This window comes from Vibrio sp. FE10 (assembly GCF_030297155.1).
Taxonomy (GTDB): Bacteria; Pseudomonadota; Gammaproteobacteria; order Enterobacterales; family Vibrionaceae; genus Vibrio; species Vibrio apostichopi.
The window spans coordinates 831049-846564 of sequence record NZ_AP028068.1 but is presented as its reverse complement, the minus strand read 5'-3'; the positions used below and the strand labels follow the sequence as shown (position 1 = coordinate 846564).

The following is a 15516-nucleotide window of genomic DNA, read 5'->3' as shown; positions in this document are numbered from 1 at the left end:
GGATACGACAACCGAGGCTTACAGCGTCATATGCAGAATTGGAAATGGTTTTCCCATATCATCAAGTGGAGAGCGTGATTCAATTTTGAACCCCATGTGCTGATAGAAACCTACCGCTTGTGGGTTTTGCTCATTAACGTCAACTTTGGTGGCTGCTAACTGCTCAATCGCATGTTGCAACAACACCGTACCTACTCCTTGTCCTCGAACTTCATTCAAAACGAAAAGCATCTCGACTTTTGCATCATGGACACCCACAAAGCCAACAATCGAACCACTTTCATTTTTAACGCATTTCAAAGAAACCGCAGGGAGCGCATGTTCCATGATGATAGGTTTAAAAAACTCAATATCTTCTTCTGTAATAAAGTCATGAGTTGCTCGGACTGAATTTTCCCAAACCTTAAGCATTTCTGCGTAATCTTCAGGAAGCACATTTTCTATAGTCATAATTTTCTCTAGATTGAACTGAATATAAACATGTGCAGCCGCGAGCCTATAGTTTAACAGGCATTAGTCATACAAAACAACGCTGTTCACTATTTGCTTTCCTAGCGCCACCCACTCTATTAATCGGGCATCACAACAATACCCATGCTTTCAAGCAGTTGCTCTTGCTGCCAAGCCACAATTTTAATTCCAGAGGTATCGACCTTACGTGGGTCTAAACCGTCTAATTCAGCATGGCACAAATTAGCCCCTTGCATGCTGAACTGTCCCCACACATCTTCCGAGAATACACCTCGGCTGAGATCTGACTCTTTTAGCGACGCGCCACCTAAATAAGTGCCTATCCAGCGATTTTCAAATAGCTCGCACTTCTCTAAGCAAGCTTGCTCCAAGTTGGCGTAAGACAGATTACAGCCCGTGATATACGCCGAGCAAAAATACATCCGGTTACTTACCTGATTGGCAAAGTTAGTGCGAGTAAAGTTAGCCCCTTTTAAATCACACTCACGCAGCTCAATACCGTAGCAATTGGCGTTACTAAAATTGGCCATGGCGAGCTGACAGTTCTGAAAACTTGCATCACGTAAATCTGCAACATCGAAGTGGCAGCCCTCGATATCACCTTGCTCGATGAACTTACAATTGATAAACGTTGCATCGCGTAAATTCGAACGTCTGAAATCACAACAGATAAACGTACAGGCTGTAAATGTTAGCTCTGATAGATCTTGATGAGCAAAACTGTGTTGATGATAAGTGCTGTTATTGGTGTCCATTTAGCCCCCTAAAGAAATTAAGCTAAGACTACCATTGTGATCTTCAGAAAACATCAAATTAAAAACCAACAAAAACAGCCACTTAAAACACCCCAATTTAGCCATTTTAAGGCATCAAACAGGCTCTTTAAGGTCATTGTTTTCAGTTTATAGGATGCGCTTATCGTGAAAAAAGTTTTGTTGCTTACAAGCGTAAATAGAAGATAAAGCCACTTTGGCGAAACGAGTTAATTATCGACGACATCCTGACGCCCTAGACTGGACGGTTGGTATGCATATCGCTACACTAATCATCATTCTCGGCATAAAGAGTAAGATCAATGAAAGACATGCGACAAGCTATGCTCGATGCAGGGTTTAGCCTTATTAATGAACACGGATTTGCTGGTGTTGGCCTGATGAAAATCATCAACCAAGCCGAAGGGACTAAAGGTTCTTTTTACCATTACTTCAAATCCAAAGAGCACTTTGGCGAGATCCTTCTAGCCGACTATTTTGATGAGCACCTAGTTAAGCTTGATGACTTTCTGAGTGATGAAACTCTGTCCCGTCGTAACCGCGTTAAAACGTACTTCGAGTTTTGGTGTGCGTCGAAACTGACGGAAGAGTTCAGTATTCAATGCCTTGTGGTTAAGCTAGCAGGTGAAGTGTCTGGTTCTGCTAACCCGTTACAATCAACCATGGCAGAAGGCGCAGAAAAGATCATACTGCGTATGTCGAAGCTCTTTGAAGAAGGCAATGAAGCGGGTGATTTCAACATCGCAGATCCTGAATCACTATCTCGCACGCTTTATGGCTTATGGCTAGGCTCTACGCTAATGGCAGCGATGCAGCGCAACCGTTCGATTCTGAACAATGCCATGGAAGAGACATTGCTTGCCATGAGTTCAAAAGATTAACCAGCTCCTACACACGAAGAGGCTCGCTATATAGCGAGCCTCTATTGTTTTCAGGCTTGTTCGTTTTCTACCTAGGCTTATTCTTTTTCTACCTAGGTTTTTGCTTATTACGTCATTGGTTCGCTTATCCCATCCGCGGCACTATGTTATTGGCTTTTAGCAAAGCATTGAGCACCGGGTCGATATGTTGAAAGAATTTGAGCCACCCTTCACACAGGTAATTTAGCCCGGCTTCACCATCACGACTGTTGATAATTCGGTTCTTGGGGCACTCACCATGACAAGCAAATTTAAACTCACAAGTTTGGCACTGTTTGGGCAACGACTTTTGCTTCGCGAATCCAAAGGTTTGCTGAGCGTTTGAAAACGCTAGCGTCGATAGCGGCTTCTCATGAATATTGCCCAACTTAAATTCTGGATAAACATAATGGTCGCACGAATACACATCGCCATTAGGTTCAACCGCTAACCCTTTGCCGCAGATTTCACTCAAGGTGCACATGGTACTGTCTCTTCCCATCCACACACCGACGAAATTTTCAAAGTAAGGCACAAGCACTCGGCCAAAATCGTGTTCGAACCACTCATCAAAAACCGTCGAAAGAAACTCTCCCCATTGCGCTGAACCAACACTCCACGATTCAACTTCGCCAGAGACCGGAATGATCGCTTGTTGGTTGCTCAACCATTTATTGTTGGAGTGAGCCTCGCGCTTATCCACCACAGGGATGAACTGCAGCTGCTTTGAACCTACTTCATCTCGCAGAAAACGATAAACCTCTAACGGGTATTTGCCCGTCACATCGTTCACACAAGTTAAGGTCGCAAACTCAACGTTATGTTTGTTTAGATAGCAGATTCCGCGCATGGTTTGGGAAAAAGTGCCTTTGCCTGCGCGATTTGTGCGGTAATGATTATGTAGATGCTCGGGGCCATCAATGCTCACACCGATGATAAAGTCATTGTTCTTGAAGAACTCGCACCAATCATCATTCAACAAAGTGCCATTGGTTTGCAGGTCATTGCTGATCTTACTGTGGCTAGGGCAGTACTTTTTCTGTAATGCCACGACCCTTTCAAAATACTCAATGCCGAGCAGAGTTGGCTCTCCGCCATGCCAAGAAAAGATAATCTCCGGCGTATTCTGCCCCTCTATATACTGCTTGATATACAACTCTAGCAGCGCTTCATCCATCACATATTGAGACCCTTTTGGGTATTCAAGCAACTGCTGTTTCTCTAAGTAATAACAGTAAGTGCAGCTGATATTGCATACCGCACCAATGGGTTTTGCCAACGCTTGAAGCTTGCTGTGTGCCTTGCCGTTAAATTGCGGAACCGAACTCAGGTTTGATAGTGATAAGGTCGTCATAAAGAATTCCTCGATGTAAAAGTTATTGTATTAGCCAAAACAATTCGTAATTCCTTTACACGGTGTTCATCGGCCAACCAAGCTTGATAGCACTAGGTTGGCCGAGTGGTTTGTTTCCTCTATTTCACGTTCTCAAACGGGTTCCACGCTTCATCAACTGGCACAATGTTTTGCGCTTTTTCGTACTCTTGATACTCAGCAACCATCTCTAGGAACAAGTCTGGCATTTGGTTTCTTAAGTCATGCTGCTCAGCCGGATCCTGTTTGGTGTTGTACAGGTGCCATTCACTGTCACCGCCCATGCCTGTAGAAATTCGGATGATCTTGTAATCCCCTTTGAGCAAAATGCCACTACCAAACAACTCAAATGGAATCGCATTATCAGCACTGTGTACCTCTGCCGTTTCACCTTTAAAGTAAGGCAACAAACTCACACCACTCATCGGGGCCACTTCTCGACCTTGATACTTAGTTCCTGGGTGTTGTACATCGGCGATTTCAAGAATTGTGGCTGCGATGTCTTTTACTTGTGACAAGTCACCGGTTTGGGTGCCGGGTTGCAGCGCTTGATCGCCCTCTAAGAGCGCTTTCGCAGGCTTAACAATGAAGGGCACTCGAATACCCCCTTCTGCCGTGTACGCTTTATACCAAGACAAACCACCGGTTGATGCGCTTGCCCACTCAGGACCAAGTGACACACTGGAGTTCGCCTTGCCCAAATTTTCAGTTGAATTATCAAAGTGATGCGCCGTCCATGTGCGGATCAAATCACTGATGTTTTCACCGGTAATGTCCGCGGCTTCAGGGCCGTTGTCTGCCAGATACATGATGTAGGTATTGTCGTATTCGCCAATCTCTTTTAGGTAATCGACAACCTGACCGACTTGTTGGTCTTGCATCTCCATCATTCCCATCGCCACCGCCATCTTCTTGCCATACCACTCTTGTTCTTTCTCAGACAAAGAGTCCCAAGGGCGACTTAATGCATTACGACTTGAGATATCGGCATCTTTAGGAATGACGCCCATCTCTTTCATGCGCTCAAAGCGGTCTTCACGAATCGAATCCCAACCATGCTCAACGTAGTAATCAACCTTATCTTGATATGCCGACTCTGGCGCTTGCAACGGAAGGTGTATCGCTGTGAAAGGAAGATAAGCGAAGAAAGGCTTACCGTCGTCTTTCTTACCATCGATCATCTTGATGAGTTCGTTGGTGTAGACTTGGTCGGAGTACTCGCCTTTGTATTTGTCCTCAACGACTTCACCATTTCTGTAGATTGGTTCAACTTCAACGCCGGGAATATCGCCTTTTTGAAGCGCTTCAACGGTAGCCGCATTTTTAGCTGGGAACATCATGTCGCGGTTAAAGTGATTCGAACCGCCCGCTAAAATGCCGTAACTCTCCGAAAAACCTCGGTCATCGGGCAGGAACCCATCATCATGACCTAAATGCCATTTACCCGATAAATACGTGTTGTAGCCATTTTCTTTGAGCAGCGTAGCCACTGTTACGCCCTTCTTGGTCAGGTAACCTTCATAACCCGGCTTACCAATCGCCCCCGGATAGACAGCATAATCAAAGGTACCTAGCCCAACCTCGTGGCTGTTCGCTCCGGTTAACATCATAGAGCGCGTAACCGATGAGGTTGGTGACGCATGGAAGTTAGTAAACTTAACCCCCTCTTCAGCAAGCGCCATCAAGTTCGGTGTTTCGACTTCTGAACCATAAGGCTGGGTATCAGCAAAGCCAACATCATCACCAACAATAACAACGATGTTCGGCTTGTCTGATTCGGCGGCGAAAGCGGCGCTACTTGCGGCGGCCATCGCGGTGAATAGTAGGGATTTCTTGAATGTCTGCATAAGACGTCTCCAATAGCTGTGAATAATTTTTCTGTGACTAGCTTTTTCTGCGGCTAACCTTTCTGTGATAAACCTTTTCTGTGACTAACTTTGGTTAGAATCTGAATTAGTGCGCGGCTTGGGACATCCAATGTAATAAGTCGAGCGCAGGGTCATAATCTTGAGCAGCTGCCAAACCGATCCAGGTGACAGCGTCCGCTTGGCTAACCTGAACGCCACTTCCAGAGAAGTACATTAAGCCAAGCTGTGTTTGAGCTTCAGGGCTACCGGCACTGGCTGCGGTTTCAAACCATTCCGCCGCTTTCTCGTCATTCTGCTCAACACCATCACCGCTCAAATACCGATAAGCGAGCGCAAGTTGTGCTTCAGACTGTCCTTCATAGGCTTCATCTAACTGCTGCACGACATCTTGATGCTGTTCAGATAAAGCCGTGGAGCTTTCGCTTCCAACGCTTGCCTTGGCGAAAAGCAGGACAGCCAAAGCACCAGTCAGAATCACGGTAGTTAAACGTTTATTGAACATTTATTTCCTCCTCAGGAATAAAGGTCACAACGTCCCTGTCGAGTGAATTAGGTGAAAAGTAGAAATGGCGCGATGATGCACAAGCTCGATAGCAATACGTTTTCAATCTTCATAATTTGTCCTCGATTTACAGTGAGTTTTTGAATGCTTAATGAGACGACTAAATCGCTTTTTCTATAATCTGTTCAATCGTTTGTTTTGAGATTGGGTAGAACTGGAAGCAGATGTCTTTCTCAATCGCTTGAGCAATATTTCGCTTCTCTTGGTCATCGAATTCCCAGCTGCTGAAACGCTTCATCGCACCAACTTGAGTTTGGAAGTTGTGTAAGAAATCCAAAACTCGTTGGTAAATCATCTCGTCTGTTCCTGTGCTATCGAGCGAGAATGCTTGAGCCAATTTAATTGCGTTCGGCATATAGAATTCCGGCAGCGCCTCAATCACAACCGGCATCAGTACCGTGTTAGCGTCGCCATGTGGGATATGACTAATCGCACCAAAGGCATGGGCGCAGTTATGGATAGGAATGCCACCTAGCGATGAATAAAATGCAGATATCGCCATCGTGCTTGCCTGAAGAAGATTGCCACGTGCCGTTAGGTTTTCTGGCTCTCTAAGTGCCACGGGTAAGTTTTCTACAATCAGTTTTGCAGCCTGAATGCCATAAGCATCGGTAAAGGCATTGCTCATTGGAGACACAATAGCCTCAACGGCGTGCGTTAGTGCATCCATCGCGGTTGAGCGAGTCAGATGAGCAGGCAGCTTGGTGGTGACGGTCGGATCAAGAATCGCAATGTCAGCCTCTAAACCAGACGCTACTAAGCTTGCCTTGATGTTTTCATGCTCGTTGTAAAAAACCGCAATCGGAGAAGCTTCAGCGCCCGTGCCAGCCGTTGTTGGTACGGCAATATGAGGCACTCGAATGTCTTCATTGTTTGGCCAAACTTCCATAAAGCCACCGCCAGCAATCACAGTACGGATATCATCAATCTGCTTATGAAGTGCGTATTTCACGCCTTTAGAAGCATCAATCACACTGCCGCCACCGACAGACAAAATAGCGTCGGCATTTAGGCTATTGGCAAACTCAATCGCAGCGTTGATGTTGTCGCAAGTCGCGTCTGGTGCAATATCGGTGTACACACCAACGAGCTGAGTTGTTTGTTGACTTGTTTGTTGGTTTGTTTCTTGATTCGCCGTCTGATTTACAAACAACGCTGAGAATTGCTCAACAAAGCCCAAAGACTCCAAACCTTTGTCAGAAAAAAGCACGACTCTTTTCGCGCCTAAGCGAGCAAATAAAGAAGGGATATTTTCGATGCCGTTCTCTTGAGCATGAACAATGGTTTTCAGTTGAAAGTTAAAGTTATTGGTAGTCATGGTGTTTACCTCGTTTATGTTTGATGACTAAACAATAACCAATACAAACCGGTCGGTCTAGAGTGTTAATGTCAAAGATATGTCAATTAAGATCACTGAGGATCATTTGCCTAAAACGAAAAAAGCCCGCAAATGCGGGCTTAGGAATATTAGATTCAACGTGCTGAACGACAGAGGTTAACGCAAGTGAGCGGGTACCTTTGTTTTGTCTCGATTGAGATAGTAGTAGAGATAAACCAAAGAGTAGACGGTCACAAATCCATCGAGCGCAAACACGCCACTCCAACCATAGAACCACTCATAATCGTTGATACAGACGTTGTATAAGAAGATGCCAACAAACATTGACTTCTCAAATGCGCTGTAAATCATGGTCGAAGTACGCAGCGATTTGTACTTGGCCGAGAACATCAACAACACACCAATACAACCAACCATCACACCCCAGTGCTGATAAGTACCCAATAGATACTCTTTATTTTCCATCATCGTATCGTTGTAGGAGAACAGCGTCTGCATACTCCAATCCGGTGCCAAGAAGGTGGAAAAAGCAGTGGCAGTTAGGAATCCAGTAATCATCAAATACGATTTCATGGTTCGTTCAAAAAAGCGTTCCAACATAAAATAACCTCTAAAAATAACTTCTTAATAATGAATAGCGTAATGACAGCAATGATTTACTTACCAAGCATGCTCATCACTGCTGTTTTTAATTCGTTGTCTTCTTTTGCAAACAGCTGCTTAACTCGATGATCTAAGCCCGTTTCCAAGACTGTTTTGGCATGGGAGAAAGTGAGAAAACCTTCTTTACCGTGATAATTGCCCTGCCCTGATTCGCCAATGCCACCAAACGGCGCGTCATCAACGGCTAAATGGAAAACACAGTCATTGATACACATTCCACCGGAATGAACTTGGTGCTTAACCTGAGCCTGTAAACTCAAATCAAAGCTCATCAGATACAGCGCCAAAGGCCTTGGTTTGCTATTGATGACTTGGAACGCCTCTTCAATATTGCGATACGTAATCAACGGTAATAGCGGGCCGAAAATCTCTTCGTTCATCACCTTGGATGACAAGCTTGGTTCAACAACCAGATGCGTCACCAATCGTTGACAATCTAGGTCCATCGCGTCGTCATGGCAGGCCACGATTCGAGTTCCCACTTGTTGTTCTTCATTCAACAAACCCACTATGCGGTCGCATTGGCGAGGGTTGATGAGGGACGTCAAATTCTCGGAATAGACCCCTTCATCAAACAGCAGTTGGTATTGTTTTTTATATTCCAGAATGAAAGCTTCGAGCTTATCTTCAGGAAGTAGCACGTAATCTGGAGCAACGCATACTTGGCCATTATTGAGGCTTTTACCGTAAATGATTCGCTCGACCGCAATATCGATCGGCATGTCTTCGGCCACGATAACCGGAGACTTGCCACCAAGCTCAAGAGTCACGGGGGTTAGCGTGTCAGCCGCTGACTTCATCACTTGACGACCCACTTGGGTTGAACCCGTAAATAGAAGATGATCGAACGGCAACGCAGAAAACGCCGCGGCAATTTCAACCTCGCCTTCAACCAAGCACACCTCACCGGCATTGAAGACTTCATCCAATAACTGTCTTAAAACGTTATTCGTTGTTGGCGTAAATTCACTCATTTTGATCATGGCGCGATTACCCGCAGCCAAGGCTGAAACGAGCGGGCCGATGGATAACATGATAGGGAAATTCCATGGGGCAATGATCCCCACGACACCTTTCGGCTGATAAACCACTTCAACGCGAGAAGTGGAAAGCAAAGGCCCTGAGTGGCGAATTGAAGATGTCGACCAATGAGGCAAACACTCGATGGTGTGATCGATATTTCCTAAACAAGGAAGTATGTCGGCCATCAAAGTATCTTGTCGGCTGCGGTGACCATAATCCTCACTTACTGCTGTACACAAACGGTCTGTGTAATCGATAAGAGCAGATTTCAGCGCAAGCAACTGTTCTATTCTCACCGGCACAGTGGGCATCGGATCATCTGCAAAAGCTTCCTGCATACTCTTCAACGTCGCTGTCATTTGTGTAGCCGTCAATTCATGTTTCATACATCACCTCGTGGTTAAGAGAGGCACACAATAATACACAACAAACCGGTCGGTCTAGTGTTATTTTGTCAGAGAATCGTCAATGCTTTTGTGAAACAACTGAATGGATGTTGAAGAAATTAAAAATAGGAAAGCTGAGGAATTTATAATCGAAAGGGATAATTAGAAGACGGTCTGGATTGATACAGGCGAAGGAATGGGGCTGCAAGATCAAAAATGGCCGCTCAAAGCGACCATTAAATATTATTCTAATACATTGTTTTTAAACAATTAACTCAGCTAGCTAATTAGCTTTTAGCAACGTTGGCAATGCCTTCAAGCTGTAGAACTGGAGCAGCGTCGATGTCTTCTGCGTTCATCATTGCAGACACTCGTTGCATCGAAGAAAGCAGCAGGCTTTGCTCCCACGCTTCTAGGTTTTGGAATTTTTTAACGAAGTTATCTTGTAGCGGTGGTGGCGCATTGTTAAGTAGCTCTTGGCCTTTCTCTGTCAAATTCGCATGAACTTTACGTCGATCAGCAACACTACGGATACGCTGCACATAACCATTAAGCTCTAGACGATCGATGATCGTCGTTGTCGTCGCTTGACTCACATTAGTTTGATTAGACAATTCTTTGATCGTCACATTACCCATCTCTTGGATTGCGCGCATTAAAATCAATTGAGGGCCCGTCAAACCATACTCTTTACTCAGCTTTTTCGAGTGTAAATCGATAGCGCGAATAATTTGGCGAATAGCGACCAAGATTTCGTCATGTTTATCCAAGATGCAGACCTTTGTACTAATATACTGTGAGTGACTTTACAGTGCCATGGCGATGAGATTTTCCAAACTGAACAGCTTAGGTTCGCTCGAATTACACTGTAAATTGATAATTTACTTCATTGATTTTTCCGCATTGTACTGATGTTAATACTATTCTCAATCTTTTCTATACCACTAAACTTGCGTGGTACGGCACTTTTGCCTAATGAAGGGGAAATCAAAGCTTCAATGAAGACAAAAATAATGAGTCAGAGAATACAAACTCTAAGAATAATATAGTTTAATAATCATAGAGGTAGAGAGACTTAACCCTCTCCACCCAATAAAAAACCAGCCCCAATAGCTAAGCTGAAAAACGAAATTTTACGCGGCGGTATTCATCTGAAAGTTACCAGTAAGCGCATTATAAAATTCACTGTTATCCAAAATACCGACCAGTTTATTGTCTTCTACCAGCAAAATCGGGTGATTACTTAGCTGTTTCAGTTTAATCGCATCACGCATACCGATCTCTGGGCTTGCCACTACAACACTCGACGCGCTGATTGCCGTCAAATCGTCAGATTCGTTCCACTCAACAAGTGCCAACGTCGATTCACCTTTTACAGACAAAGTACCTTCACTCTGCTCAATCCATAAGTCTTTAGCATCACAGATCTTCCAGCTTTCATCTTCTTGTTTCAAAGAATCCAGAGGCTGCATCAACGAACGACCTTTGAGTACGTTCAGCGGGTTAGTGTGTGCGACAAAATCTTTCACGTATTCCGTTTTTGGCGTAAGTACGATCTCTTCAGGCTTACCGTGTTGAATCAATTTGCCTGACTCCATGATCGCAATGTTATTACCAATCTTCAGTGCTTCATCTAAATCATGGCTCACGAACAGAATCGTTTTGTTAAGCTTGTTTTGCAATAGGATTAGCTCATCTTGTAACTGCGCGCGAATCAGCGGATCAAGCGCTGAAAACGGTTCATCCATAAGAAGAATGTCAGTATCCATCGCAAATGCACGCGCTAGGCCAACACGTTGCTGCATACCGCCAGAAAGCTCATGCGGATATTTGGTTTCCCACTCTGCCAAACCCACCATTTCAAGTTGTTCACGCGCTTTAGCACGACGAACATCTTTGGCTACACCTTGCATTTCAAGACCAAACGCCACGTTATCTAACACGTTTAACCAAGGCATTAGGGCAAATTTTTGGAATACCATGGAGACGCGGTGAGTACGAAGGTGACGTAAGGTCGCTTCGTCACACTGTTCACCTAAATCAACCAGCTTATCGCCATCTTTGATCGCCAATGAACCACGGCTGATCTCATTCAAGCCGTTAACTGCGCGAAGCAAAGATGATTTACCAGAACCAGACAAACCCATCAGCACACAAATCTCACCTTCTTCAACGGTCAGCGACACATTATCTACGCCAACGACTTGGCCAGTCTCATCGATGATCTCTTGACGAGTTTTACCTTGGTCGAGCAGCTCAAGCGCTTGCTTCGGCTTATCACCAAACACAACATCAAGGTTTTTAATGGTAATCGCATCCATAGTCTTTTGTTCCTGAGAGATAGACATGATTAAGCTTCCTTCTGGTTTGGTGTTTTGCACAAGCGATCAAGAATGATAGCGACTAATACGATCGCCAGTCCGGCTTCAAAACCTTGTGAGATGTTCACTGTGTTCAATGCACGAACAACAGGTTTACCAAGTCCGTCAGCACCGACAAGAGCGGCGATAACCACCATCGAAAGCGACAACATAATACATTGGGTGACACCCGCCATAATGCTTGGTAAGGCAGCCGGCAATTCGACCTTCATCAGCAATTTCATGCGGCTCGCACCAAACGCTTTACCCGCTTCAATCAACTCTTCAGGCACTTTGGTGACGCCTAAATAAGTCAAACGAATTGGCGCGGCAATAGCGAAGATGATGGTCGAGATTAAGCCAGGAACGATGCCCAAGCCGAATAGAACCAAAGTCGGAATCAGATACACAAACGTCGGAACCGTCTGCATTAAATCAAGGATGGGTCTAAGCACCGTATACAACCAAGGGCGATGCGCGGCCATAATGCCAACTGGAACGCCAATTAATACGGAAATCGTTGTCGCTGCAAACACGAGGACAAAGGTTTCCAGCATTTCTTGCCAGTAGCCAAGGTTTAAAATGGTCAGCAAGGCTGCAACCACGAAAATCACAAGCGAGGGTTTACGGTGTAAATACCATGCAATCGCAGCAGTAATCACGATTGGTAAAGCCGGTGGCATCCACTTAAATACATCGACTAAAAACATAATGATAGTTTCTAAAAAAATCGAAATAGCGTCAAAGAATCCTGCTGCATTGATCGTTAACCAATCAACACCCGCTTCCATCCATTGACCAACAGGGATTTTGTTTTCCGTAATAAAATTCACAGTATTGCCTTTTATTATGGGTGGGCTACTTCAAACCAATCGAACAATTGGTAAGCCCACCTTTTTTATTTATAGAGCTTTGATAAATAGATCGATAGCTAGGTAAAACTAAGCTTTAACTTGTTTTAGGTATTCAGTAACCGCTTGCGTCGCTGATTCACCTTTATGCGTTTTTACGTTGTCTAACCAAGCTTCAACTTGTTGTGGGTTAGCGTTTAACCACTGTTGCGCCGCTTTTTCTGGCTTCACTTTTTGGTTAAGAATCTCTTCCATTAGATGGTTTTCCATCTCTAGAGTGAACTCTAGGTTTTGCAGAAGTTGACCGACGTTTGCACACTCAGACACGTAGTTTGAACGAACATTGGTGTAAACATTTGCTCCGCCGTAGTTCGGGCCGAAGAAGTCGTCACCACCTGATAGGTATTCCATCTCAACGTTGCTGTTCATTGGGTGCGGTGCCCAGCCTAGATAAACGATCCACTGGCTACGACGAGCAGCGCGAGATACTTGCGATACCATGCCCGCTTCACTTGATTCAACTAAGCTGAAATCTTTCAAACCAAAAGCGTCTGAGTCGATCATTGACTGGATTAGACGGTTGCCATCGTTGCCCGGCTCAATACCGTAGATGCGGTCTTTAAATTTGTCGGCATTTTTTGCAAGGTCAGCGAAGGTTTTTACGCCTGCGTCATACACGTATTTAGGAACAGCAAGCGTGTATTTTGCGCCTTCAAGGTTGGCACGCACAGTGTCAACCGTTCCTGCTTCGCGGTACTTCGCGATATCGCCTTCCATTGTTGGCATCCAGTTACCTAGGAAGACATCAATGTCGCCATTGGCCATCGAAGAGTAAGTGACCGGAACTGAAAGTAGGTCGGTTTTGGTTTTGTAGCCTAGACCTTTCAGTAGCTCTGAAGTGACAGCCGTTGTCGCGGTAATGTCTGTCCAACCAACATCAGCGAAGCGTACGTTTTCACATTGTTGTGGTTCGATAGAAGCGTTAGCACCAAATGCAAATGAACTGATGGCTAGTGCTGTTAACGTTTTTGTTGTCACGTTCTGAATATTTAGAGTCGTCATAATGGTTCCTTTTTATCTTTCCTTTTTCTGCTCGACATCAACACTGATAGAGAGCAGTTCTTCTGACTTTTGACTAATTAGTTTTGTTATTTTTTGCTTGTTACTTGTTGTTTTTATTCTTTGCTACTTTTGCTATTTTTTAGCCAATAACAGAGGCTTACGCTTCTCGTACTGGCTTATTGATTCTTTGTGTCTCTTCCCATTCCGGTGCTATCCATACCGGAACGTTTTGCTCTTTTAGAACGGGCTTGCCCAGAATCAGATCCGAGGCACGCTCAGCCACCATGATGGTAGGTGCGTTAAGATTGCCGTTTGGAATAACAGGGAAAACAGACGAGTCGACAACGCGCAGATTATCAATACCACGAACACGACACTCTTCATCAAGTACCGCCATTGGGTCATCATCAGCGCCCATTTTGCAGCCGCAAGAAGGGTGATACGCACTTTCAACGTTCTGCTTAACCCATTCATCAATCGCTTCATCAGAAGTTACGCTCAGACCTGGCTGAATCTCTTCGCCACGGTAAACATCCATCGCAGGTTGCGACAAAATTTCACGAGTTAAGCGAATGCAATCACGCCAATCTTGGCGGTCTTGCTCAGTCGAGATGTAATTGAAAATGATCTCAGGCTTGGCATGTGGATCAGCCGAAGTGATCGCCACCGTACCGCGACTTTCTGGTTTGTTAGGCCCAACGTGAACTTGAAAGCCGTGACCATCAAAGGCCGCTTGTCCGTCGTAACGCATCGCTGCTGGCAGGAAGTGATATTGGATATTTGGCCACTTCAATCCTTTGCGAGAACGAATAAACGCACACGATTCAAAGTGGTTAGTAGCACCTAAGCCCTTACGAGTCAGAATCCACTCTGCGCCAATCATGCCCTTACTAACTAAACCAAGCTTGCTGTTGAGCGTGATGGGTTCGTTACAGTGGTATTGGAAGTACACTTCTAAGTGGTCTTGTAGGTTTTCACCGACACCACTCAGCTCGTGTTTAAGCTCAACACCCGCCTTTTCAAGTACCGCTTTCGGGCCGATACCAGACAGTTGCAGCAGTTGAACCGAGCCGATAGAGCCCGCAGAAGAGATTACTTCTTTATTCGCTACCGCCACTTGGGTATTGCCTGACTTTTCAAACTCGACACCAACCGCTTTCAAGCCTGATTGGCCTGTTGAGTCTTGTGTCTCAAGTAAGAAACGACGTGCCACGATGCCTTTTTTCAAGGTAAGGTTTGAACGCTTCAATGCACGACGTAGATAAGCATTAGAGGTTGAGGCTCTAACACCTTTGTCTACCGTCATGTGCATGGTGCCGAAGCCTTCTTGCTGGTAACCGTTATAATCTTGCGTTTCTGGGTAACCGGCGTCTTTACCTGCATCGATGAACGCTTGGTAAAGTGGGTTGAGCTCCATATCGTTACCGTTACAAGTGCCGACAGGGCCGTTGTCGCCACGGTATTCGTCACCACCCTTGTTCCACGATTCAGCACGGCGGAAGTAAGGCAAGCAAGCTTGGTAATTCCAACCGGCGGCACCCTCTTCTTCCCATTGGTCGAAGTCACAAGCGTGGCCACGAACGTAAACCATGCCATTGATCGATGAGCTGCCACCCAACACCTTGCCACGTGGGCAATGCAGTTCACGTCCATCAAGGCCCGGTTCTTGTTTAGTCTCGAATTGCCAAGCGTACTTTTCAGTATTCATCGGGTAAGAAAGCGCAGTCGGCATTTGGATAAAAATACTCTTATCCGTACCACCCGCTTCCAGTAATAAAACGCTATGTTCACCGCTTTCCGTTAGCCTATCCGCTAACACACAGCCGGCCGAACCCGCGCCGACGATAATATAATCGTAGCGTTGTTCCATGTTTTGATTTCCCTGAG

At 45.2% G+C, this 15516-nt stretch carries 14 protein-coding genes; 1 reads left to right on the top strand and 13 read right to left on the bottom strand.

What is annotated here, in order from left to right:
- Window positions 1-18 precede the first annotated feature (18 nt).
- Window positions 19-450 carry a GNAT family N-acetyltransferase gene (locus tag QUF19_RS20780; protein ID WP_286302947.1) on the bottom strand — a complete coding sequence of 144 codons (432 nt, stop codon included), beginning with the start codon at window positions 448-450 and terminating at the stop codon, window positions 19-21.
- A gap of 119 nt (window positions 451-569) precedes the next feature.
- Window positions 570-1226 carry a QnrS family quinolone resistance pentapeptide repeat protein gene (locus QUF19_RS20775; RefSeq protein ID WP_286302945.1) on the bottom strand — a complete coding sequence of 219 codons (657 nt, stop codon included), beginning with the start codon at window positions 1224-1226 and terminating at the stop codon, window positions 570-572.
- A gap of 320 nt (window positions 1227-1546) precedes the next feature.
- Here QUF19_RS20775 and QUF19_RS20770 point away from each other — a divergent pair, with 320 nt between their 5' ends.
- Window positions 1547-2125, top strand: a complete 579-nt coding sequence (locus QUF19_RS20770; protein WP_286302942.1) for a TetR/AcrR family transcriptional regulator — start codon at window positions 1547-1549, stop codon at window positions 2123-2125.
- Window positions 2126-2249: 124 nt separating this feature from the next.
- On the opposite strand, the gene QUF19_RS20765 is transcribed toward QUF19_RS20770, so the two are convergent.
- The 11 genes from QUF19_RS20765 to betA form a co-directional block, all read right to left on the bottom strand.
- Window positions 2250-3497 (bottom strand): anaerobic sulfatase maturase, encoded by a 1248-nt coding sequence (locus QUF19_RS20765; protein ID WP_286302940.1) that lies wholly within the window; start codon window positions 3495-3497, stop codon window positions 2250-2252.
- A 119-nt stretch (window positions 3498-3616) separates the two neighbouring features.
- A complete protein-coding gene (locus QUF19_RS20760; RefSeq protein WP_286302938.1) occupies window positions 3617-5362 on the bottom strand; it encodes an arylsulfatase in 1746 nt (581 codons plus the stop codon).
- A 106-nt stretch (window positions 5363-5468) separates the two neighbouring features.
- On the bottom strand, window positions 5469-5885 hold the full coding sequence (locus QUF19_RS20755) for a tetratricopeptide repeat protein (RefSeq protein WP_286302936.1): 417 nt from the start codon (window positions 5883-5885) through the stop codon (window positions 5469-5471).
- A gap of 160 nt (window positions 5886-6045) precedes the next feature.
- Entirely contained in the window at window positions 6046-7263 is a 1218-nt protein-coding gene (locus tag QUF19_RS20750) for an iron-containing alcohol dehydrogenase (protein ID WP_286302934.1), read from the bottom strand.
- Window positions 7264-7440: 177 nt separating this feature from the next.
- Window positions 7441-7884, bottom strand: a complete 444-nt coding sequence (locus QUF19_RS20745) for a hypothetical protein (RefSeq protein WP_048660463.1) — start codon at window positions 7882-7884, stop codon at window positions 7441-7443.
- A 56-nt stretch (window positions 7885-7940) separates the two neighbouring features.
- On the bottom strand, window positions 7941-9356 hold the full coding sequence (locus tag QUF19_RS20740) for a coniferyl aldehyde dehydrogenase (RefSeq protein WP_286302929.1): 1416 nt from the start codon (window positions 9354-9356) through the stop codon (window positions 7941-7943).
- Window positions 9357-9643: 287 nt separating this feature from the next.
- Complete coding sequence (locus QUF19_RS20735; protein ID WP_017111207.1) at window positions 9644-10126, bottom strand: MarR family winged helix-turn-helix transcriptional regulator; 483 nt, start codon at window positions 10124-10126, stop codon at window positions 9644-9646.
- Between the two features lie 363 nt (window positions 10127-10489).
- Window positions 10490-11704 carry a choline ABC transporter ATP-binding protein gene (gene choV, locus QUF19_RS20730; RefSeq protein ID WP_286302926.1) on the bottom strand — a complete coding sequence of 405 codons (1215 nt, stop codon included), beginning with the start codon at window positions 11702-11704 and terminating at the stop codon, window positions 10490-10492.
- Window positions 11705-11706: 2 nt separating this feature from the next.
- Window positions 11707-12549, bottom strand: a complete 843-nt coding sequence (choW, locus tag QUF19_RS20725; RefSeq protein WP_102383921.1) for a choline ABC transporter permease subunit — start codon at window positions 12547-12549, stop codon at window positions 11707-11709.
- Window positions 12550-12657: 108 nt separating this feature from the next.
- Window positions 12658-13629, bottom strand: a complete 972-nt coding sequence (locus QUF19_RS20720; protein WP_286302919.1) for a choline ABC transporter substrate-binding protein — start codon at window positions 13627-13629, stop codon at window positions 12658-12660.
- A 157-nt stretch (window positions 13630-13786) separates the two neighbouring features.
- Window positions 13787-15499, bottom strand: coding sequence for a choline dehydrogenase (gene betA / locus QUF19_RS20715; RefSeq protein WP_286302917.1), 1713 nt, complete (start codon window positions 15497-15499; stop codon window positions 13787-13789).
- Between the last annotated feature and the right edge of the window lie 17 nt (window positions 15500-15516).